Below are 20,198 nucleotides of genomic sequence, written 5' to 3'. Positions count from 1 at the left end.
CCCCATGACCGACACCCCGACCCGTGCCGGGTTCATTGCCCTGATCGGGGAACCCAATGCGGGCAAATCCACCCTGACAAACCGCATGGTGGGCGCCAAGGTCAGCATTGTGACCCATAAGGTGCAGACCACCCGTACCCGCATTCGCGGTGTCGCGATGGAAGGGGCGGCGCAGTTGGTATTCGTGGACACGCCCGGCCTGTTCCGCCCACGCCGCAGGCTGGACCGCGCCATGGTTGCCGCCGCATGGGGGGGGGCTGCAGATGCCGATATCGTGGTTCTGCTGGTCGAGGCCCATCGCGGCCTGACCGATGGCACACAAGCCATCCTCGACGCGCTGAAAGACCGGATTTCCCCCAAACAGACGGTTGCGTTGGCCATCAACAAGATTGACCGCGTCAAGGCCGAAGTGCTGCTGGCACTGTCAGAAAAACTGAATGCAGCCTATCCGTTTGCGCAGACCTTCATGATTTCCGCCGAACGCGGGCATGGCGTGGATGACCTGCGGCAATGGCTGGCGCAAACCCTGCCCGAAGGGCCGTGGCTATACCCCGAAGACCAGATCGCGGACCTGCCGATGCGCATGATTGCCGCTGAAATGACGCGCGAAAAACTGACCCTGCGCCTGCATGAAGAACTGCCTTATCAACTAACGGTCGAAACCGAAATGTGGCAGGAACGCAAGGACGGGTCAGTGCGCATTGACCAGATCATCTATGTCATCCGCGATGGGCATAAGGGCATTGTCCTTGGCAACAAGGGCGAAACGATCAAGTCCATTTCGCAAGCCGCCCGCGCCGAAATCGCAGATTTTCTGGGCCGCCCGGTGCATTTGTTCCTGCAAGTGAAAGTGCGCGAAAACTGGCTCGAAGAGGCCGCGCGCTATTCCGAAATGGGTCTGGATTTCCGCGACGGCAACGCATGATAGCGCGGCTGGCAACCGGAATCTGGGTGTCGGCCTATTTGCGGCGGCTGCAGATTGACGGAATCCCGGCCTATGTCATTTCCCGTGGCGACGACACGGCGGGCGCAGTTCTGGTAAAGCTGGCGCTGATGGATGGGACCGCGCGTGCCTATCAGCGCGGGTTCGACCTGACCAGCGGCGCGCGGGTCTGGCAGGTTCTGACCGAAGGGCCGGAAGCCAGCGTTGATGACGCGATTGCCCGCCAGCGCAGTTTTGACCCCGACCTGTGGGTGATCGAGGTTGAGGACGCGCGCGGGCGTGTGATGCTGGATGACATGGACTGACATGCGCGGGGTCGGGTCGCGCCCGGATAAAATTTAAAGCGCTTGCATTTTGATTTAATGCGCTTTAAATCAAGGATCACGGAGGGAATCGTGACCAAAACCCGCACATTGTCAGATCTTGCGCGCCATCTGGGGCTGTCGCCTGCGACTGTATCGCGGGCCTTGGCGCAGCATGAACAGATCGCGCTGAAGACGCGCGAACGTGTGGCAAAAGCCGCGCAGGACCTGGGCTATGTTCCAAACCGCACAGCGCAGGCGCTGGCCTCTGGCAAGACCGGGTTCGCGGGGTTTTTGTTGCCCATGCGGGGGCGCGGGCTTGCAGACCCGTTCCTTGGTGAATTTGTCAGTGCCCTGACCGAAGGTTTCAGCGCCAAGAATGTGGAATTGCTTCTGTCGGCGGTGCCGCGCGACGGGTCGGAACAACGCCATCTGGAAAGCCTGATTACATCTGGTCGCGTGGATGGCATGGTCGTCAGCCGGATCGAATGCGCCGACACCCGTATCGCGCTGTTGCAGGACCATGGCGTGCCATTTGTCACCCATGGTCGGCTGGAACATGATGAAATGGGCTATAGCTGGCTGGATACCGATGGTGAAGCCGCCTTCGCGGAAGCGTTTGAACTGCTGTATCAGGCTGGCCACCGCCGGTTCGGCTTGCTGAGCCTTGATGACCCGCTGACCTTCCGCCAGAAGCGCGAGGCGGGTTTGCGCAAGGCCTATGCGGCGAATGGCGACCCCACGCTGACATTGCGGCATGTGTCCTGCGCACGCTATGACGCGGACACCCGCGCGCAGGCCATTGCCGGTATCCTTGCCGGGCCTGACCGGCCGACTGCGGTGCTGGCCATTGCCGACGGGCTTGCATTGGAACTGATGACTGAGGCGCAAAAACAGGGGCTTGCGGTGCCTGATGACCTGTCGATCATCGGTTTCGACAATATTCCCGCTGCGGCGCATGTGTCACCGGGGCTGACAACGTTTGACGCCTGTATTGCCGACAGCGCCACGCAACTTGCTGAAATGCTGCTGGTGCGGATCAACACGCCCAAAGCCCCGCATGAACAGCGGCTGCTGCGCCCGCAACTGGTGTTGCGGGGCACGCATGGGGTTGCCCCTGTCACCACGGGCTGACCGCGCAACCAAAGACCAATAAGGGAGGAAAGACCATGAAAACCAGACTGAAACTAAGCTTACTTATCACTGCAAGCGCTTTAATTTCAACAAACGCCATTGCTGAAACCTTGTTCTGGTCCAGTCAGGCGACACCGATTGAAGAAACCCAGGCCATGCGCGAACAGGTTCTGTCCGGGTTCGGGGGCGGCGTGTCGTTCCAGCCTGCAGATCCCGGCCCATGGCTGACACGCATTCAGGCGGAACTGGGCGCGGGCAGTGGCAGTATCGGGGTTCTTGGCGCATTGCATGGCGATTTCACCCCGCTTGCGGGCAATCTGACCGACCTGTCAGGGGTGGATGCAAGCGCTGTGTCGCCGGGTTTCATGGAACTTGGCAAACTGGGCACGGATGACCAGAAATACATCCCCTGGATGCAGGCCACCTATGTCATGGCCGCGCATACCGACGCGCTGGAATACCTGCCCGACGGCGCGGATCTGATGGCGCTGAGCTATGATGACCTGATCGCCTGGGCCGCCAATATGCATGATGCCACGGGCCAGCCGCGCTTCGGGTTCCCGGCGGGGCCGCAAGGATTGAAGCACCGTTTCTTTCAGGGATATCTGCTGCCGGCCTATACCGGGTCCATGGTGACGGAATTCCGCTCTGACGACGCAGAACAGGCCTGGAATGCGTTTCTGGAACTGTGGGAGCATACAAACCCCGCTTCCACCAATTACAGCTTCATGCAGGAACAGCTGATTTCCGGCGACGCCTGGGTGGTGTTCGATCACACCGCGCGGTTGGCCGATGCGTTCAACCAGCAACCGGATGATTTCGTGGCCTTTCCCGCGCCATCAGGTCCGGCGGGGCGGGCATTCATGCCGGTTCTGGCCGGGATGGCCGTGCCGGAAACTGCATCGGACAAGGATGCGGCGATGGAACTGATCGGGTATATGCTTGCGCCTGAAACCCAGATCGCCACGTTGCGGGCGACCAATTTCTTCCCCGTCATCGATGTGGATTTCCCAGATGACATGCCGCCATCGGTGCAGGCGGCTGGTGCGGCCATCGCGGCCATGTCGGGCGCTGAAGATGCCTTGCCCGCACTTCTGCCCGTGGGTCTGGGTGATCTGGGCGGGCAGTTCAATCAGGTCTATAACGACACGTTTGAACGCATTGTTCTGGCCCGCCAGCCGGTGCGCGCCGTTCTGGATGATCAGGCCGATGCCTTGCGCCGCATCCTGGAGGAAGCTGGCGCACCCTGCTGGGCGCCTGATGCGGCATCCGATGGTCCTTGCCCTGTGAACTAGGCTGATCCGAAAGGGGCTGCCGCCCCCGCCCGGCCCATGCGGGCCGGGTTTCCCCGGCGCGTAATTCCGCCAAGATGAAGCGGGGCCTGTGGGCGGCCCGCTGAACAAGGAGGCGAAGATGCCACGAGCCTTGCCCTATCTGCTGCTGCTGCCTGCATCGTTGTTTTTGCTGGTGTTCTTCTTCTATCCGTTCGGGCTGGTTGTGGTTGAAAGCCTGACGCGCGGCGGTGAATGGACGACCGACAACTTCACTCGCATGACCGGGCATTGGAAATTCGCCCCGGCCTTCTGGAACACGATCTGGCTGACCGCCATTGTGGTGCCGGTGCAACTGATCATGGCGCTGACCATGGCATCGGTGGTGCAGAAGCTGAAAACCGGGCGCTCGGGGCTTTTGTATATTTTTGCCATTCCGCTGGGGATTTCCGATCTGGCGGCAGGGCTGATCTGGCTGGCGATATTTGAACAATCGGGGTTCCTGAACTCCATTCTGCACAGTTTTGGCGTGATCGACCGCCCGACGCTGTATCTGGGCTATCAGAACATGTGGGTCATTTTTCTGGCGGTCTGCCTGGCAGAGATATGGCGCGCAACCGCCATCATGATGGTGATCATCGTCGCGGGCATGGGGTTGATTCCGAAGGAATACAGTGAAGCGGCCGAAGTGTTCGGCGCATCGCGCTGGCAGCGCTTCACCCGCGTGACCCTGCCGCTGCTGCGCCCCAGCCTGCAGACCGCGCTGATCCTGCGGATCCTGATGGCATTCGAGGTGTTCGCCGTGGTCATGGCACTGGGGGGCACGAGTTTGCCTGTGTTGATGGGCGAAACATTCCAATGGCAGTTCCAGCTTCAGGACCGGGGCGTGGCTGCAGCCTATGCGATGGTCATCCTTGGGCTGTCGGTGGCGTTTTCGCTGGTGGTGCTGCGCTTGCTGCATGTCCCGAAAGGAGCGCGGATATGAATGATACATCACCCCCCGCACCCCCACAGCTTGAGGCACGGCGCGCGGGCCGATTCCTGTTTCAGGCGGGTATTGCGCTGCTGGTGCTGTGGGTGCTGGTGCCCATCTGGTTCCTGTTCGTCAATGCACTTTCAGCCCCGTCCGAGGTGACGGGGTTTCCCAAACGGATGTGGCCCGGTTTCGACTTGGCGTCGATCCAGTTCTTCTTGCAGTTTCAGGGCGTCACGCAGGCGCTTTGGAATTCGGTCAAGGTGGCAGTGCTGACAATGATCCTCTCCATCGCCATGGGGGCACCGGCAGGATATGCGCTGTCGCGGTTCGAATTTCCCGGCAAGGAATTCTTTCGCGTGCTGGTCATCATGACGCGCGCTTTCCCTTTGCCGCTTCTGGCGCTGCCGCTGGCGGTGATGTTCATCCGCACAGGGCTGGATGACACGGTGCTGGGGCTGGCACTGGTGCATGCGATGCTGGCGCTGCCCTTTGCGGTGTTGATTACCTTTTCGCTGTTTTCCGGCATTCCGGTGGAATTGGAAGAGGCCGCATGGACATTGGGCTGCACCCGGCTGCAGGCTTTCGTCAAGGTGGTACTGCCGCTGGCCTTGCCCGGTATTGCGGCCAGCGCGGTCTTTGCTTTTGTTATTTCCTGGAATGAGGTTTTCGCCGCAGCCGTGCTGACGATTGAGAACCGCACGCTGACGGCGTTTCTGCTGCAATCGCTGAATGTCTCGCCGTTGCCGCTGAAATTTGCGGGCGGCGCGGCGCTGGTCATGCCTGCGCTGATCTTCATCTTCGCAGTGCGCAAATATCTGTTCGCGATGTGGGGCATCGCCAATCGCTAAAGGGGGCTGTCATGGCAGAAATTGTCATCAAGGGCGTGGCCAAGAATTTTGGCAGTTTCACCGCGCTGCATTCGGTTGACCTGACGATTGCCGATCAGGAATTCATGGTGCTGCTGGGCGCATCGGGCTGTGGCAAGACCACGCTGTTGCGTATCATCGCAGGGCTGGAAACCCCCAGTCAGGGCGAAGTCTGGATCGGGGGCAGGCGGGTGGACCACTTGCCGCCGCGCGCGCGCGGTATTTCCATGGTGTTCCAGAATTACGCGGTATTCCCGCATCTGACCGTGTTTGAAAATATCGCTTTCGGGCTGCGCATGGCAAAACTGCCTTCGCCCGATGTTGACCGCCGTGTCCGGCGCACGGCCGGGTTGATGCATATCGAACAATTGCTGAAGCGCTATTCAGGCGAATTGTCGGGTGAGCAGCGTCAGCGCGTGGCCGTGGCGCGTGCGTTGGCCATGGAACCGGATGTCATTTTGATGGATGAACCACTGTCCAATCTGGATGCGCTCTTGCGGCTGGAAATGCGTGCGGAACTGAAGGGCGTTCTGGCGGAATCAAAGACCACGACCATCTATGTCACCCATGATCAGGTCGAAGCCATGTCGCTGGCCGACCGCATCAGCGTGATGAATGGCGGCTATATCGTGCAGGCCGACCGCCCGACCGAAGTGTATCGCAACCCCGCCGCGCGGTTTGTCGGCAGTTTCATCGGCAACCCGCCGATGAATTTCCTGCCCGCAAAGCCGGATGGGGCAGGGCGCTGGCACGTGGCCGGACAAAGTTTTGCAGGGCCACGAACCGGCGGGGCGGAATTCGCCATCCGTCCCGAAGACCTGCACCCGGCCCAGACTGGCTTGCAGGCCGAAGTGCGCGTCGTCGAACCCCTTGGCCCGCATATATTGATCACGGCACAGGTTGCAGGCCAGCCTTTCCGCGCCCTTCTGGAAAGCGATCATACCATCACACCGGGCGAGGTAATCACCCTTGCCCCCGTTCCCGACCGTATCCGCTGGTTTGACCCTGAAACACAAAAGGCCATCGCATGACTGACGCGCTGCGCAATGCTGCAATCGACATTCTGAAAACCAATGACAGGGGTCGCTATACTGTGCCCACCAAGGGGCTGTATCCGTTTCAGTGGAACTGGGACAGTTGCCTGACAGCGCTGGGGCAGTGCCATTTCGACGAAAACCGCGCCTGGACTGAAATTGAAACGCTGTTTGCCCATCAATGGCCCTGTGGCATGGTGCCCCATATCATTTTCCACCAGATGGATGATGGCTATTTTCCCGGCCCGCATATCTGGGGCACGGACCGGCCTGTGCCCACATCTGGCATAACCCAGCCTGCAGTTGCGGGCTTCGCACTGAAACGCATGTTGGACTGCGCGAGCGACCGGCAGGCGGTGACCGACCGGCTGCGCGCCTTGCTGCCAAAGGTCGCTGCCTGGCATCGGTGGTTTTTCGCCACGCGCGACCCCCATGACGAAGGGTTGGTGGCCATCCTGCACCCCTGGGAAGCCGGGCGCGACAATTCGGTGGACTGGGATGATCCGTTTGACCGGGTGCCCACCGACGGGATTACCCCGTATACGCGCCGTGATACCATGCATGCCGACCCGTCACACCGCCCGACCAAGGCGCAATATGACCGGTATCTGTGGCTGGTTGAACATTTCCGCGCGCTGCGTTGGGATACGTCGAAGCTGCATGACGCATCGCCCTTTCAGGTGGTTGATCCCGGCTTCAATGCCATTCTGTTCCGGTCCTGCGCGGATCTGGCTGATCTGGCCGAAGACCTGGGGGAGTCCGGTATCGCGGCTGAAAACCGCAGCTACGCTGCACGCGGGCTGGCCGCGCTGGAAGGGTTGTGGTCCGATGCGCATGGCCAGTATCTGTGCCGTGACCGTGTGACAGGTGCCTTGATTGACAGCGCATCTGTCGGGGGCATTCTGGCGGTTTTCTGTGCCATCCCACAGGCGCGCGCTGCGCGGATCGCGGCGACGATTGCCGGGCATGGCACCCGCTATTGCGTGGCCAGCCACAGCCCTCATGACCCGCGTTTTGATGCCAAGCGCTATTGGCGCGGGCCGGTCTGGCTGGTCGTCAATTACATGATTGCCGATGGTCTGGCACGCGCCGGACAGCAGGACGCCGCCGCGAAGATTTCCGCCGCCAGTCTGGCGTTGATCGGAAAAAGCGGTTTCGCCGAATATTACGACCCTATGACCGGCGAGGCCCTTGGCGGCGGGGAATTCACATGGACCGCAGCCATGGTTCTGGAATTTCTGGCGGCAACGCCGCCATCGGAAGCAACATGAGGGTTGTGGATTAAGTATTTGAATAAATTATATTGTTGGAGATTCGATTTCATGTAAATGCGCGCACCAAGGCTGCAAGCTGGCCCATACCATAGTTCTGGCCGTCCCGCGGCCTTGGTGTGCAAACCTCTGCTTCGGGTCAGAGCCACCCATAAAGAGACCATTCCAACCTGATCATGCGCATCTGAATAGGAAACAACGCGACACGCCTTAACGCACCCCGATACCCATCTGCATCAACGCGCGGCGCATCGGGGCGGTGGAATACATCGCATCCAAAACCTTGGCGCGGATATCGCGCAGCGGCTGCGCATCGATCATGGATGCACCGTTCAGCATGCCGACACCCGCCACGCGTAGCGCCACGTCAGGGTAGCGGCGCTGGTGATAGGCGTGCAGCATCCCGGCGCTGCCCAATGTGTCGGGCGTGGCCAAATCAATCAGCGCGGTCAGATCGGCCAGCGACATGTTCAGCCCCTGCGCGCCGATCGGGGGCACGACATGTGCGGCCTCTGCCATCAGGGCAGTGCGTTCGCCATGAAAGCGTTCGGCAATCTGGCTGATGATAGGCCAGACAGTTCTGCGCGTGACCAGTTTCAAGTCCCCGAACAGGCCGCAGGAACGTATGTTCATTTCCGCCTCGAACGCATCAACGGGCAAGGCGTTCAGGCGCGCGACCTCTGGTCCGGTGTCCATCCAGACAATCGCGGAACAGGGGGTACTGTCACGGTCGGGCAAAGGAACCAGTGTGAACGGCCCGCCAGAGCGGTGAATTTCGGTCGAGATATTCTCATGTGGGACAGGATGCGTGACCGCGAATGCAAGCGCCTTCTGGCCGAAGCGTGTTGTCCTGACGCCAATGCCCAGCGCTGTGCGCATGGGTGAATTGCGCCCGTCAGCCGCGATCAGCAACTTAGCCGATACGGTTGTCCCGTCACTTAGCCCGACAAGTGCCGCGCTATCGCGGGTTGTCAGTTTGCGGGTGCCGATACCGGGACGAAAGGTGACATTTGGCAAGTCGTGCAACCGTGCCACGCATTCACGGCGCAACAACCAGTTGGGCAGGTTCCACCCGAAGGGCTGGTCGGAAATATCGGCGGCGTTGAAATCATGGCTGACACGGGGTTCAGCAACCTCGCCCCCGGCATCGACAATGCGCATGATCTGCAAGGCCATGGCATGGGGCGCAAAATGCTGCCATAGCCCGGCAAGTTCCAGAACCCGGACTGATGGTTGCAGAAAGGCCGTGGTGCGCAGGTCAGATGCAGGGTCGGATTCGGTCATCACCGGCGGCGTGGGGTCAACGCACAGCACTGAATAGCGCTGTGACCCGAATGCAGCCGCCGCTGTCAGCCCGGCAATACCCCCGCCGGACACCACGATATCAAACGCCTCGCGCATGGAACTTCCCCTGATCCGCCATTATGCGGACATTAGCGCGCTGGCGTTCAGGTGCAATGCGGTGCAGGCGCGCAGGGCAGAAAAACGCCGCGCCGCGCCCGCGCTGTCAGCCAAAGACGATGAAACACAGCAACACCAGCATGCCCAACGCCGCAGGCACCATGACCAGAACCAACCCGGGCAGACCCATGGTGACAACAGCGGTCACGATGGTTGCGATCAGGAACAGAATTCCGGCCCAGATGGCCCAGGGTTCATTTGCCAGACCTGCGGAAAAGGGCAGCGGGGTGGCAGTGGCAGTGGTGGACATTGCGTCATCTCCGGTAATTGTTTTGCCGGAATATAGCTTTTCCTGCGCTGCAATGCAGCGTGACATGATGCCACGCGCGGCGGTCGGGGATTAACGCGCCAGTAGTGCCAGAAACCCTGTCAGGTCATCGGTGTGGTGGTGAATGAACGGCGCATCGTGGCGTGCAGGGGCCACATGAACCGTGCGCATTCCCATCTCAAAAGGCGCGGCCAGATTGCGGGGGTCATCTTCGAACATGGCTGCATGTCGGCTGTCCAACCCGTCCTGTTCAAAGACCTGCGCGAATGCGGCATGTTCGGGTTTGGGGCGGTAGCCTGCATGTTCAACCCCATAAACGGCGTCAAAAATACCCGCCATGCCGCGGGCATTCAGCACCTGAAGCGCGTAATCGCGCGATCCGTTGGTATAGACAATCCTGCGGCCCGGCAGGTCCGCAATCCGGTCGCGCAGGTCATGATCGGGCGGAATGACTGAAAAATCAATGTCATGCACGGCCTTCAGATAGGGGACCGGGTCTATATCATGGCATCGCATCAGCCCGGCCAATGTGGTGCCATAGGTTGCCCAATAATCATGACGCAGCTTATTCGCGATCGCATGGTCCACCTTCAACTCCCGCATCACAAAGTCGGTCATGCGCTGCTCGATCTGGTCGAACAGGCGGATTTCGGGCGGATAAAGCGTGTTGTCCAGATCAAAGACCCAGCCACGCACATGGGAAAAGGAGTCAGCAACCATGGAACCGACCCTAATGCATTTGCTGCGGATATGCAGGCGGAATTTGCAGCATATTTCAGCAATCGCTGGGATGCCACAGGTTCCGGCGTGGCCGACAGGCATGGATTGGTGCTTGTCATTCAGGCAAAAGCGGGGTTCTCTTGCGCGCGCAATATAACAGAGTGACCCTATGCCTGATTTCAAGCCACCGAAAGACGCCTATACCCTGATTCTGGAGGCAATAGATCTGGGCGTCTACAAACCCGGTGACAGGCTTGTGGAATCCGAACTGGCAGACCGTTTCGGTGTGTCGCGCACGCCCATACGCGAAGCATTGCAGCGGCTGGAAACCCAGTCCCTGCTGACACGCGATGGCCGTTCGCTGATCGTGGCATCGCTGGATCACAACCAACTGGCTGAATTATATGCCGTGCGCGCCGAACTCGAAGGGTTTGCCGCCCGCCTTGCTGCGCGTCACGCCACAGATGAAGAAGTGCGCCTGCTGCGCGCCATGGTCGAGGAAGACCGCAAACTGATGGACGAACCCAAAGCCCTCAGCCGCGCGAACCGGCGTTTCCACAAACAGATACATCTTGCATCGCATAACCGCTATCTGGTGCAGCAGCTTGATCTGGTGCATCGGTCAATGGCGTTGCTGGCCACCACATCGATCAGTTTCGAAGGGCGCGGCAGCCAGACCATCGATGAACACGCCGCCATTGTCGAAGCAATTGCAGCGCAGGACGGGCAGGGCGCTTATGAAGCGCTGAAAACCCATATCTCCACGGCGTTCCTGACGCGGCTGCGGCAGGATTCGGACAGTCCGGAACGCTATTCGCTGTAGGGGCGTTCAGGCCAGACGCGCTTTGAGCAATGCACCCGCCTTGCCGAAATCCATTTCACCGGCATGGCGTGCCTTCAGCGCGCCCATGACCTTGCCGATATCACGCACCGAATTCGCCCCGGTTTCCGCGACCACCGCGTCTATTGCGCTGATGATTTCGGCTTCAGTCAACTGACGCGGCAGGAAGGATTCAATCACGCCAATCTCGGCGATTTCCTTTTCCGCCAGATCCAGCCGCGCGGCTTCTTCATAGGCGCGTGCGGAATCGCGGCGTTGCTTGACCATGCGGGTCAGCACCGCAATCAGGTCGGAATCACCCAACTCGCCGCTGGTGCCGTCGCCGCGTGCGGCGATTTCGCGGTCCTTGATGGCAGCATTGATCAGTCGCAAGGTTGCCAGCCTTTCGCTGTCCTTGGCCTTCATCGCTGTCTTGAGTTCGCTTGATATCTTGTCGCGCAGGGACATGGGCCGATCCTGTTCTGTATGGGCAGGGTATGGTCGCGCAACTTACCGAACGTGCCCTGTCGCCGCAAGGTTCAATAAAACGAAATAAAAACAATGACCTACGGTTCTTTTTCGCAGCAGGCCGGATTCGCTTGATTCTTGTGGCGCATGGCCTTAGGTTCCGCCGAAATCCGAACATGACGGAGCGACAAGATGTGTGCGCAGACACTCAGACCCACAGCATGCCTTGTTCTGGCTGATGGGACAATTTTTTATGGACGCGGGTTCGGCGCTACAGGCGAAACCGTGGCAGAGTTGTGTTTCAACACGGCGATGACCGGTTATCAGGAAATCATGACTGATCCGTCCTATGCGGGGCAGGTTGTGACCTTCACCTTCCCGCATATCGGAAATGTGGGTGTAAACCCTGATGATGATGAAACCGCAGACCCTGTTGCCGCGGGCATGGTGGTGAAATGGGATCCGACCGTGCCCAGCAACTGGCGGGCAAGCGAACCGCTGGTGGACTGGCTCAGCAGGCGCGGGCGCATCTGCATGGGGGGCGTGGATACCCGCCGCCTGACACGCGCTATCCGCCAGCAGGGTGCGCCGCATGTTGCCCTTGCCCATGACCCGGACGGGAATTTCGACATCGAAGCACTGATTGCCAAGGCACGTGCCTGGAAAGGGCTGGTCGGTCTTGATCTGGCGCGCGATGTGACCTGCGCACAAAGCTACCGCTGGGACGAAATGCGTTGGGCATGGCCGGAAGGCTATACGCGCCAGACAGCCCCGGTGCATAAGGTGGTTGCCATCGATTACGGTGCGAAACGTAATATCCTGCGTTGCTTGGCAAGCGCGGGATGCGATGTAACGGTCCTGCCCGCGACTGCCACCGCCGAACAGGTGCTGGCGCTGAACCCCGACGGGGTTTTCCTGTCCAATGGTCCGGGCGACCCGGCTGCCACCGGCGAATATGCTGTGCCAATGATACAGGATGTCCTGAAAGCGGATATTCCGGTTTTCGGCATTTGTCTTGGCCATCAGATGCTTGCCCTGGCGCTTGGCGCGCAGACGATCAAGATGAATCACGGCCATCACGGGGCCAATCATCCGGTCAAGGACCATGATACCGGCAAGGTTGAGATTACATCGATGAACCATGGTTTTGCCGTGGACAGCCAGACATTGCCTGATGCGGTCATCGAAACCCACACATCGCTGTTTGACGGGTCGAATTGCGGCATCCGCCTGAAGGACAAGCCGGTATTTTCGGTGCAGCACCACCCCGAAGCCAGCCCCGGCCCGCAGGACAGTTTTTACCTGTTCGAACGCTTTGCCCGCCATATGGCAGACCGCAAGGCCGTATGATCGCAGAAGGTGCCCCGCCGCAAACGGGGCATCCTTGGGCCTTGCACGGGTGTGAAAACCCTTGGTGTAGCAGCAGATATTAACTGGTTATTAATCCATCTCGTGTTCCACTTGCGTGAACAAGAGTGGGACAGTGATGCGTCATTTCCGGCACCTCGCGAAGCAATCCGTACATGCCGCACTGCCGCTGCTGCGTCTTTCCGTTCTGCGCAATGACAGGACGGCAAGCGACCGGCTTGGCGCCATCCTGTGCGATATGGGGGCGATCACTGCTGACGGGCTGGTTGACGCGCTGCATGCGCAGACGCATCACTCCGCCGGGCTGGGCGATATTCTGATCGCCCAAGGCCAGATTACCGAAGCCACGCTGATGCAGGCCCTTTCGGTTCAGTTCGGCACCCCGGTCATTGACCATATGACGCAGAACCCGGATCCCGCCCTGACTGACCTGCTGGGGGCCGCGCGCTGCCTTGCGCTGCGCTGTATGCCGTGGCGCCATGCCGGTGCGGTGACTGTGGTGGCGACGACCCGCCCCGATCAGTTCGACAGCCACCGTCCGGAACTGGAAGCGGTATTCGGCCCGGTTGTTCCGGCGCTGATTTCCGAAAACGCCTTTCATGACACCTTGTTGCGATTGCGGCGTTCGCGGCTCAAACTTTGGGCGGAAAGCTGTGTGTCCGACACCGAAAGCTGCCGTTCGATGCAATTCGGGGGATTGCGCGTGGGGACCGGGCTGTTCCTTGCTGCGCTGATCTGCCTTGGTGTGCTGGCACCGCAGGTCATGCTTATCGGCCTGATGCTGATTGCAAGCGTGTTTCTGGCCTTGTCCGCGACGCTGAAACTGGCCGCGGCGATTGCCAGTTTCCGGCATACGCGGCACCCCGAATCTTCGGGTGACATTGCGGATATCGGCCTGCAACGCAAACCGGTCGTGACCATCCTTGTTCCGCTTTACAAGGAACCCGAAACCGTGCCGCGCCTGCTGATACGCCTGTCCCGTCTGACATGGCCGCGCAACCTGCTGGATATTCTGCTGATTGTCGAGGAAGGCGACCACGCGACCCGGCAGGCGCTGGACAAGGCCGCGATTCCACGCTGGATGCGGGTTGTCCCGGTTCCCGATGCACGGCTGAAAACCAAACCGCGTGCGCTGAACTATGCCATGCTGTTCGCGCGCGGGACGCTGATCGGGGTTTATGACGCAGAAGACGCGCCCGAACCTGACCAGATCCACCGTGTCGTTGCGTGTTTTCAGAACGGACCCGCGAATCTGGCTTGTGTGCAGGGTGTGCTGGATTTCTATAATCCGCGCAGCAACTGGCTGGCGCGCTGTTTCACCATCGAATACGCAAGCTGGTTTCGCGTTATCCTGCCGGGGATGCAGCGTCTTGGGCTGGCGGTGCCGCTGGGGGGGACGACATTATTCTTCCGCCGCGACATCCTTGAACGGCTGGGGGGGTGGGACGCGCATAATGTGACCGAAGATGCGGATCTGGGCATCCGGCTGGCGCGGCGGGGCTATTACACGCAACTGCTTGATACTGTCACCTATGAAGAAGCCAATTGCCGCGCGATTCCATGGGTCAAGCAGCGCTCGCGCTGGCTGAAGGGCTATGCGGTGACATGGCTGGTGCATATGCGCGATCCGCGCGCGCTATGGCAACAATTGGGGGCATGGCGGTTCTTCGGGGTGCAGGTGCTGTTTCTGGGAACACTGGTGCAGTTCATGCTGGCCCCGCTGCTATGGTCGTTCTGGCTGGTTCTTGCGGGGGTGGGACACCCGTTCATGACCGCCTTTCCTGACGGGGTGTTGGGCGCGTTTATCGGCCTGTTCCTGATGTCAGAGGCGGTGAACCTGTCCATCGGCATATTGGCGACCAATACACGCCATCATCGCCATCTGCGCCTGTGGCTGCCCACGCTGCACGGGTATTTCCCGCTGGCGGTTCTGGCGGTCTACAAGGCATTGTGGGAACTGATATCGGCCCCGTTTTACTGGGACAAGACCAGCCATGGCCAGCATGGATCGGTACTTGACGCCGTTGCGGTTCACGGCCAAAGCTGACAAGGTGGCGAAAGATTGCTGCACCCACCCTGAAATCAAGATGAAGAACGCCAGTTAATGCTTTATTTTGAAAAACAAAATATTGTCTTGTTTGCCACTCCTAAAACGGCCAGCACATCGCTGGAAGCAGCACTTGCACCGCTGGCGGATGTTGTCTTGCAGGGCGATCCGCGCATCAAGCATTGCACCTTTCACCGCTATAAATGGCGGTTCGAAAAATTCCTGATGATTTTTACCAGGACCCCGCCGGAAACTGTTGCCCTGATCCGCGAACCGGAAGACTGGCTGAACAGCTGGTTCCGCTTCCGGCATGGTGACTGGCTGAACGACACCCCGCGCAGCACCCGCGGCAAAAGCTTTGATGAATTCGTCGATGCCTATCTGACAGACCCGAAACCCGCCTTTGCGGCAGTCGGGTCGCAGGCGGCATTTCTGACCCACCCGATGCGCGATGATCAGGTGCAGACCCTGTTTCGCTATGATGCGATGCCGGAATTTCTGGCATGGCTGCAGGACAGGCTTGGCTGCACGCTGGATCTGCCGCAGAAAAATGTCTCTCCGCAGATGGAGAGCAGCTTGTCGGACGGGATGCGCCGTAGGCTTGTGGAAGGCTGCGCGCGCGACTATGCGCTTTATGAAAATGCGCGCCGCACAGCATGAACTGCCTTTTGCGGGGCTTGCCGCGCATATGATTTCGGTGCAGCCTGCGCTTGGCTGACGCAGACAAAAGGATCCTTGGAATGAACCTTGACACCCGTATCCGCCAGGCACGCGGCGAAATTCCGGCCGATCTGGTCCTGCGCGGGGCAGAGGTTCTGTGCATGGTGACTGGTGCCCGCATTCCGGGCGATGTGGCCATTTGCGGTGATACAATCGTGGGGATCGGCGCGGATTATGACGGCGACAAGGTGATTGACCTGGCCGGGCATGTTCTGGTGCCGGGGTTCATTGACACCCATCTGCATATCGAATCGTCACTGGTGACACCGTTTGAATTTGACCGCTGCGTGGCCCCGCGTGGGGTGACAACTGCCATCTGCGACCCGCATGAAATTGCCAATGTCGCGGGCAGTGCGGGCATTCGCTATTTTCAGGACGCCGCCACCCGCACTGTCATGGATATCCGCGTCAACCTGTCATCCTGCGTGCCATCAACGCATATGGAAACCGCAGGCGCGGCGCTGGATGCGCAGGATCTGCTGGCGCTGGCGGATCATCCCAGCGTTATCGGGCTGGCGGAATTCATGAATTTTCCCGGTGTCATTAACCGTGATCCCGGTTGCATGGCGAAATTACAGGCGTTCGCGGGCCGCCATATCGACGGGCATGCGCCACTGCTGTCAGGGCGCGATCTGAATGCCTATGTCAGTGCGGGTATTCGCACCGAACACGAATCCACCACTGCGCAGGAAGCTCGCGAAAAGCTGCAAAAGGGGCTGCGCTGCCTGATCCGTGAAGGGTCCGTCAGCAAGGATATGGTGGCGCTTGCGCCGTTGCTGACACCCGTTACCGCGCCATATATGTGCCTGTGTACCGATGACCGCAACCCGCTGGACATTTCTGAACATGGCCATCTGGACCACATGATCCGCAGCCTGATTGCCATGGGTTGCGACACGCTTTCGGTGTATCGCGCGGCCTCGCTTTCTGCGGCCGAAGCGTTCGGGCTGAAGGATCGCGGCCAGATCGCGCCGGGCAAACGCGCCGATATTGTTGCGCTGCCGGATCTGGCGGAATGCCGGGCCGCGCTGGTACTGTGCGGGGGCAGGGTGGTTGATAACGCGGCCTTCGCGGCGCGCGACCTGATTGCGCCGGTTGCGCGCGATTCTGTGCATGCCCCGCAGGTTGCTGCGCGGAATTTCCGCCATGCGGGCAACACCCCAGAAACCCCCGTCATCGGCATTCTGGAAGGCAAGATCATAACCGAGCATCTGCGCGAACAGATTATCCCGCAGGATGGCGATAAACGCCCCGACCCTGCGCGGGATCTGGTTCGTGTTGCCGTGGTTGAACGGCACGGCAAGAATGGCAATATCGCCACCGGGTTCGTGCGTGGCTTTGGCATGACATCGGGCGCGATTGCGGCAACTGTTGCGCATGACCACCACAATATCGTCGCGGTCGGGGTGGATTATGATGATCTGGCGTTGGCGGTGAACCGCCTGTCTGCAATTGAGGGGGGCTTCGTTGTGGCGCGGGGCGGGCAGGTTCTGGCCGAACTGCCACTGCCGGTGGCGGGGCTGATGTCACTGGACAGCCATGAAGCCGTTCACGCGGGCCTTGTCACCTTGCGCGCGGCAGCAAAATCGCTGGGTGTTACCCTGGAGGAGCCGTTTTTACAACTGGCCTTCATTGCCTTGCCGGTCATCCCGCATCTGAAAATCACGGATTTCGGCATGGTCGATGTGGACCGGTTTGAGGTGATCTGACGCGCCGCTATTCAATGCTGTAGGGCAACAATTTCCGGTGGTCCGGATCAATGCGCAAATGTCGTTCCAGCGGCGGCACGGACCGCTGGTGGCAATTGTCGCGCTCGCAGATACGGCAGGAAATTCCGATAGGGTCATACCCGCCTTCGCGGCCCAGATCCATGCCATCAGCATAGACAAGGGCGTTCGCGTGGTTGATCTCGCAGCCCAGTCCGATGGCATAGCGCCGCACGGGTGCATGAAACGCGCCGCCGCCCTTGGTCACGGCCAGCGCAAGGCAGAAATACCGCATTCCATCGGGCGTTTCTGCCATCTGCCGCAGGAACCGGCCCGGTGTCTCAAACGCCCGATGCACATTCCATAGCGGGCAGGCCCCGCCAAAACGCGCAAATTGCAGCCGCGTGGCCGAATGGCGTTTGGTGATGGTGCCTGCCTGATCGACACGCACAAAGAAGAACGGCACCCCCTTGGCACCGGGGCGCTGCAATGTCGAAAGCCGGTGGGCTACCTGTTCGATTGACGCGCCAAACCGTTCAGCCAGAGTTTCAAGGTCATGGCGCGTGTCCTGCGCCGCTGCCAGAAACTGCCTGTAGGGCATCATCGCAGCCCCGGCGAAGTAATTGGCCAGCCCGATCTTGGCAATCGCGCGGGCCTCCGGCGACTGAAACCGCGCAAGGTCCAGCGTGGCGTCCAGCAGGTCATTCTGCGTCAGCAACGCCACCTGATGCGCAAGCTGGAACGCCTGTGTTGCGCGCGACGCTTTGGCCGACAGCTCCAGCACCCCGCGCGCGGGGTCAAAGCGGCGCAGATCCTCGCCCGCAATGAAACGCAGCGCAATCTTGCGGTCATTCAGGGTTGCGGCGGCATGGGACATGAAATCCACGCCGGGTTTGGCGCGGGCTGCGAAATGTTCAGCGGCGCGGTCCACTGCATCGATGTAATTGTCGCAATAATGGAAGAAATCGCGCACTTCTTCCCATGGCGACAGGCGCAGGGTGGTGTCTTCGCGGCCCAATGCCTCGTCCAGCGAGGCAAGCTGTTCCTGCGCCTGCCGATAGGCACGGTGCAAATCCAGAAAGGCGCGCGCAAATCCCGGCGCATTGGCGCCCACCAGCCGCAGATCCGGCAGGGCGGGGTTGGCGCTGGCAAAAAGCGGGTCTGCCAATGCCTCTCGCAGGTCGGAGACCAGCCTTTCACTGTCGCCAGCAGAAAGTTCGGTCACATCCATGCCGAATTCGCGCGCCAATGCCAGCACAACGGCGGTGGACAGGGGGCGGTTGTTGTTTTCCATCTGGTTCAGATAGGGCAGGGACACGCCCAGCTTGGCCGCGAAATCCTTTTGCGTCAGTTGAAGTTGCAGGCGCGTTTCGCGCAGCTTCGCCCCCGCATAAAGTTTCTGTGGTGGCATCTTGTCCCCCCTGAGCGACTTTGCTGGCTTCGCAAACCGGTTTTGCAAAGCGTTGCATTCAGGTCAAGCGCCGATCTGCCGTTCCCGTCGCATGACATAAAGAACAGGCAGGATCGTGGCGCCTGTGGTGGCAAGCATCATCCAGACCAGCGGGCCAGCCCCGCTGCCGGGTGTCAGCAATGCCCCCGCAATGGCCGACAGCGCCGCACCGCCACCGATCATGATTGCCCCGCCAATGCCGCTGGCGGTGCCCGCAAGATGCGGGCGCACCGACATCATACCCGACGTGGCAGAGGGCAACAGCATGCCGTTGCCAAGACCGATCATGATGAAGCAGCCGAAGAACACCAGTGCCGTCAACAGGCCTGCAAGATACAGCGTGGCGAGCATGATCATACCCGCAAACCCGACAATACTGCCGGTCAGGATCATCCGGTTAATGCCGAACCGCCCCGCGTAGCGCCCGGACAGAAAATTCCCCATGGCATAGCCCACCGCAGGTGCGCCGAAATAAATGCCCAGCAGCGACGGCGACAGTTCAAATACCCGCGATCCGACAAATGGTGCGCCGCCCAGATAGGCAAAGAACGCCCCCGATGCCAGTGTCGCTGATCCGCAATACCCCCAGAACCGCCTGGCGCGCATCAGTTCCGGCATGGTCGAGAACTGCGCGCGCAACGATCCGCTGCGGTTCAGCTTGGTTTCACCCATATCGGCCCAGCTGAGGGCAAGAACCGCCACGCCCGCGACAAGCATCAGGATGAAGCTGCCACGCCAGCCGAATGCCTCGTCCAGAAAGCCGCCGATTGCAGGCGCGACCATCGGCACCACGGCCATGCCCATTGTTACATATCCGATGCGCGATGCGGCCGCGTTCTCATCCAGAACATCGCGGATGGACGCCCGGCTAAGCACCATTGCGGACACAACCAGCGCTTGCATCATGCGGAATATCAGGAAAGCAGTGATATTGGGTGCGACCAATGTTCCCGCAGTCGCAATAACAAACACAACAAGTGAGCCAAGCAGAACCGGCCGCCGCCCATATCTGTCGGAAACAGTGCCGATAAGTACCTGCAGCACGGCATTCACTGCCAGATACAGCGATACCGATAACTGAATCACGCTGTAGCTGGTGTCAAAATACACAACCATCGATGGCAGAGAGGGCAGAAAGACATTCATCGCCAGTGCCGCAATTGACGCCTGCGCGACAAGAGTTGCGACATGGGGCGGCGTCGTGCGGTCCAGAAATATTGTTCGCGGCGGGATGAGTGGTATGGTCACTGCAAGATCGACCTTCAGATTTTTCTTTAGGCGGAAACTGTTACACATGTAAAAGGAAGGCGCAATGTGGATTGCGATAGCACAGCATATTTGCAAATTAGCAAGTAATATTGCAGATGGGTTTG

19 protein-coding genes are annotated in these 20,198 nt (G+C 60.0%); 13 read left to right on the top strand and 6 right to left on the bottom strand.

From position 1 onward, the window contains the following. Positions 1-4: 4 nt before the first annotated feature. The 8 genes from era to PUT78_RS04820 all read left to right on the top strand — a co-directional run bounded on the left by era (position 5) and on the right by PUT78_RS04820 (position 7,797). The gene (era, locus tag PUT78_RS04855) at positions 5-925 is read left to right on the top strand and encodes a GTPase Era (RefSeq protein ID WP_274351235.1); all 921 of its coding nucleotides are present in this window, start codon (positions 5-7) and stop codon (positions 923-925) included. Continuing rightward, the gene (locus tag PUT78_RS04850) at positions 922-1,248 is read left to right on the top strand and encodes a DUF1491 family protein (RefSeq protein WP_274351041.1); all 327 of its coding nucleotides are present in this window, start codon (positions 922-924) and stop codon (positions 1,246-1,248) included. Before era ends, PUT78_RS04850 begins: the two co-directional genes overlap by 4 nt. Before the next feature lie 90 nt (positions 1,249-1,338). Continuing rightward, positions 1,339-2,379, top strand: a complete 1,041-nt coding sequence (locus tag PUT78_RS04845) for a LacI family DNA-binding transcriptional regulator (RefSeq protein WP_274351040.1) — start codon at positions 1,339-1,341, stop codon at positions 2,377-2,379. A gap of 35 nt (positions 2,380-2,414) precedes the next feature. Beyond that, positions 2,415-3,674 carry an ABC transporter substrate-binding protein gene (locus tag PUT78_RS04840; RefSeq protein ID WP_274351039.1) on the top strand — a complete coding sequence of 420 codons (1,260 nt, stop codon included), beginning with the start codon at positions 2,415-2,417 and terminating at the stop codon, positions 3,672-3,674. Between the two features lie 118 nt (positions 3,675-3,792). Next, the gene (locus tag PUT78_RS04835; RefSeq protein ID WP_274351038.1) at positions 3,793-4,635 is read left to right on the top strand and encodes a carbohydrate ABC transporter permease; all 843 of its coding nucleotides are present in this window, start codon (positions 3,793-3,795) and stop codon (positions 4,633-4,635) included. Continuing rightward, positions 4,632-5,474: a carbohydrate ABC transporter permease gene (locus PUT78_RS04830; protein WP_274351037.1), complete on the top strand. Its 843-nt coding sequence runs from the start codon at positions 4,632-4,634 to the stop codon at positions 5,472-5,474. Before PUT78_RS04835 ends, PUT78_RS04830 begins: the two co-directional genes overlap by 4 nt. 11 nt (positions 5,475-5,485) lie before the next feature. Then, positions 5,486-6,523: an ABC transporter ATP-binding protein gene (locus PUT78_RS04825; RefSeq protein WP_274351036.1), complete on the top strand. Its 1,038-nt coding sequence runs from the start codon at positions 5,486-5,488 to the stop codon at positions 6,521-6,523. Beyond that, a complete protein-coding gene (locus PUT78_RS04820; RefSeq protein WP_274351035.1) occupies positions 6,520-7,797 on the top strand; it encodes an MGH1-like glycoside hydrolase domain-containing protein in 1,278 nt (425 codons plus the stop codon). The genes PUT78_RS04825 and PUT78_RS04820 overlap by 4 nt, the downstream gene beginning before the upstream one ends. Positions 7,798-8,007: 210 nt before the next feature. On the opposite strand, the gene PUT78_RS04815 is transcribed toward PUT78_RS04820, so the two are convergent. From PUT78_RS04815 to PUT78_RS04805, 3 genes are all read right to left on the bottom strand, one after another. After that, the gene (locus tag PUT78_RS04815; protein ID WP_274351034.1) at positions 8,008-9,198 is read right to left on the bottom strand and encodes a UbiH/UbiF family hydroxylase; all 1,191 of its coding nucleotides are present in this window, start codon (positions 9,196-9,198) and stop codon (positions 8,008-8,010) included. A gap of 106 nt (positions 9,199-9,304) precedes the next feature. After that, the gene (locus PUT78_RS04810; RefSeq protein WP_274351033.1) at positions 9,305-9,508 is read right to left on the bottom strand and encodes a hypothetical protein; all 204 of its coding nucleotides are present in this window, start codon (positions 9,506-9,508) and stop codon (positions 9,305-9,307) included. A gap of 90 nt (positions 9,509-9,598) precedes the next feature. Further along, positions 9,599-10,246 carry a pyrimidine 5'-nucleotidase gene (locus PUT78_RS04805; RefSeq protein WP_274351032.1) on the bottom strand — a complete coding sequence of 216 codons (648 nt, stop codon included), beginning with the start codon at positions 10,244-10,246 and terminating at the stop codon, positions 9,599-9,601. Positions 10,247-10,415: 169 nt separating this feature from the next. Between PUT78_RS04805 and PUT78_RS04800 the strand changes: the two genes are divergently transcribed. Beyond that, a complete protein-coding gene (locus PUT78_RS04800; protein ID WP_274351031.1) occupies positions 10,416-11,069 on the top strand; it encodes a GntR family transcriptional regulator in 654 nt (217 codons plus the stop codon). 6 nt (positions 11,070-11,075) lie between these two features. Here the strand turns inward: PUT78_RS04800 and PUT78_RS04795 are convergent, their stop codons facing one another. Further along, on the bottom strand, positions 11,076-11,534 hold the full coding sequence (locus PUT78_RS04795; RefSeq protein ID WP_274351030.1) for a GatB/YqeY domain-containing protein: 459 nt from the start codon (positions 11,532-11,534) through the stop codon (positions 11,076-11,078). A 192-nt stretch (positions 11,535-11,726) separates the two neighbouring features. Here PUT78_RS04795 and carA point away from each other — a divergent pair, with 192 nt between their 5' ends. The 4 genes from carA to ade all read left to right on the top strand — a co-directional run bounded on the left by carA (position 11,727) and on the right by ade (position 17,378). Further along, complete coding sequence (gene carA / locus PUT78_RS04790; protein ID WP_274351029.1) at positions 11,727-12,884, top strand: glutamine-hydrolyzing carbamoyl-phosphate synthase small subunit; 1,158 nt, start codon at positions 11,727-11,729, stop codon at positions 12,882-12,884. A 136-nt stretch (positions 12,885-13,020) separates the two neighbouring features. Next, positions 13,021-14,949, top strand: coding sequence for a glycosyltransferase (locus PUT78_RS04785; RefSeq protein WP_274351233.1), 1,929 nt, complete (start codon positions 13,021-13,023; stop codon positions 14,947-14,949). A 57-nt stretch (positions 14,950-15,006) separates the two neighbouring features. After that, a complete protein-coding gene (locus PUT78_RS04780) occupies positions 15,007-15,609 on the top strand; it encodes a gamma-glutamyl kinase (RefSeq protein WP_274351028.1) in 603 nt (200 codons plus the stop codon). Between the two features lie 80 nt (positions 15,610-15,689). Continuing rightward, complete coding sequence (gene ade, locus PUT78_RS04775) at positions 15,690-17,378, top strand: adenine deaminase (protein ID WP_274351027.1); 1,689 nt, start codon at positions 15,690-15,692, stop codon at positions 17,376-17,378. A gap of 7 nt (positions 17,379-17,385) precedes the next feature. On the opposite strand, the gene PUT78_RS04770 is transcribed toward ade, so the two are convergent. Next, complete coding sequence (locus PUT78_RS04770; RefSeq protein ID WP_274351026.1) at positions 17,386-18,786, bottom strand: helix-turn-helix domain-containing protein; 1,401 nt, start codon at positions 18,784-18,786, stop codon at positions 17,386-17,388. Between the two features lie 63 nt (positions 18,787-18,849). Next, positions 18,850-20,073 (bottom strand): multidrug effflux MFS transporter, encoded by a 1,224-nt coding sequence (locus PUT78_RS04765; RefSeq protein WP_274351025.1) that lies wholly within the window; start codon positions 20,071-20,073, stop codon positions 18,850-18,852. Positions 20,074-20,198 lie beyond the last annotated feature (125 nt).

The organism is Roseinatronobacter alkalisoli (assembly GCF_028745735.1).
Classification (GTDB): domain Bacteria; phylum Pseudomonadota; class Alphaproteobacteria; order Rhodobacterales; family Rhodobacteraceae; genus Roseinatronobacter; species Roseinatronobacter alkalisoli.
Note: the sequence above shows the minus strand (reverse complement) of the source record. Positions and strands in the feature narration are given on the sequence as shown.

Excerpts from the sequence above, each read along its gene's own strand:
- PUT78_RS04825 (WP_274351036.1), top strand. The coding sequence starts at position 5,486 with ATGGCAGAAATTGTCATCAAGGGCGTGGCCAAGAATTTTGGCAGTTTC.
- PUT78_RS04785 (WP_274351233.1), top strand. The coding sequence starts at position 13,021 with ATGCGTCATTTCCGGCACCTCGCGAAGCAATCCGTACATGCCGCACTG.
- ade (WP_274351027.1), top strand. The coding sequence starts at position 15,690 with ATGAACCTTGACACCCGTATCCGCCAGGCACGCGGCGAAATTCCGGCC.
- PUT78_RS04830 (WP_274351037.1), top strand. The coding sequence starts at position 4,632 with ATGAATGATACATCACCCCCCGCACCCCCACAGCTTGAGGCACGGCGC.
- PUT78_RS04815 (WP_274351034.1), bottom strand. The coding sequence starts at position 9,198 with ATGCGCGAGGCGTTTGATATCGTGGTGTCCGGCGGGGGTATTGCCGGG.
- PUT78_RS04835 (WP_274351038.1), top strand. The coding sequence starts at position 3,793 with ATGCCACGAGCCTTGCCCTATCTGCTGCTGCTGCCTGCATCGTTGTTT.
- PUT78_RS04840 (WP_274351039.1), top strand. The coding sequence starts at position 2,415 with ATGAAAACCAGACTGAAACTAAGCTTACTTATCACTGCAAGCGCTTTA.
- PUT78_RS04805 (WP_274351032.1), bottom strand. The coding sequence starts at position 10,246 with ATGGTTGCTGACTCCTTTTCCCATGTGCGTGGCTGGGTCTTTGATCTG.
- PUT78_RS04820 (WP_274351035.1), top strand. The coding sequence starts at position 6,520 with ATGACTGACGCGCTGCGCAATGCTGCAATCGACATTCTGAAAACCAAT.
- carA (WP_274351029.1), top strand. The coding sequence starts at position 11,727 with ATGTGTGCGCAGACACTCAGACCCACAGCATGCCTTGTTCTGGCTGAT.
- PUT78_RS04795 (WP_274351030.1), bottom strand. The coding sequence starts at position 11,534 with ATGTCCCTGCGCGACAAGATATCAAGCGAACTCAAGACAGCGATGAAG.
- PUT78_RS04850 (WP_274351041.1), top strand. The coding sequence starts at position 922 with ATGATAGCGCGGCTGGCAACCGGAATCTGGGTGTCGGCCTATTTGCGG.
- PUT78_RS04780 (WP_274351028.1), top strand. The coding sequence starts at position 15,007 with ATGCTTTATTTTGAAAAACAAAATATTGTCTTGTTTGCCACTCCTAAA.
- PUT78_RS04800 (WP_274351031.1), top strand. The coding sequence starts at position 10,416 with ATGCCTGATTTCAAGCCACCGAAAGACGCCTATACCCTGATTCTGGAG.
- PUT78_RS04810 (WP_274351033.1), bottom strand. The coding sequence starts at position 9,508 with ATGTCCACCACTGCCACTGCCACCCCGCTGCCCTTTTCCGCAGGTCTG.
- era (WP_274351235.1), top strand. The coding sequence starts at position 5 with ATGACCGACACCCCGACCCGTGCCGGGTTCATTGCCCTGATCGGGGAA.
- PUT78_RS04770 (WP_274351026.1), bottom strand. The coding sequence starts at position 18,786 with ATGCCACCACAGAAACTTTATGCGGGGGCGAAGCTGCGCGAAACGCGC.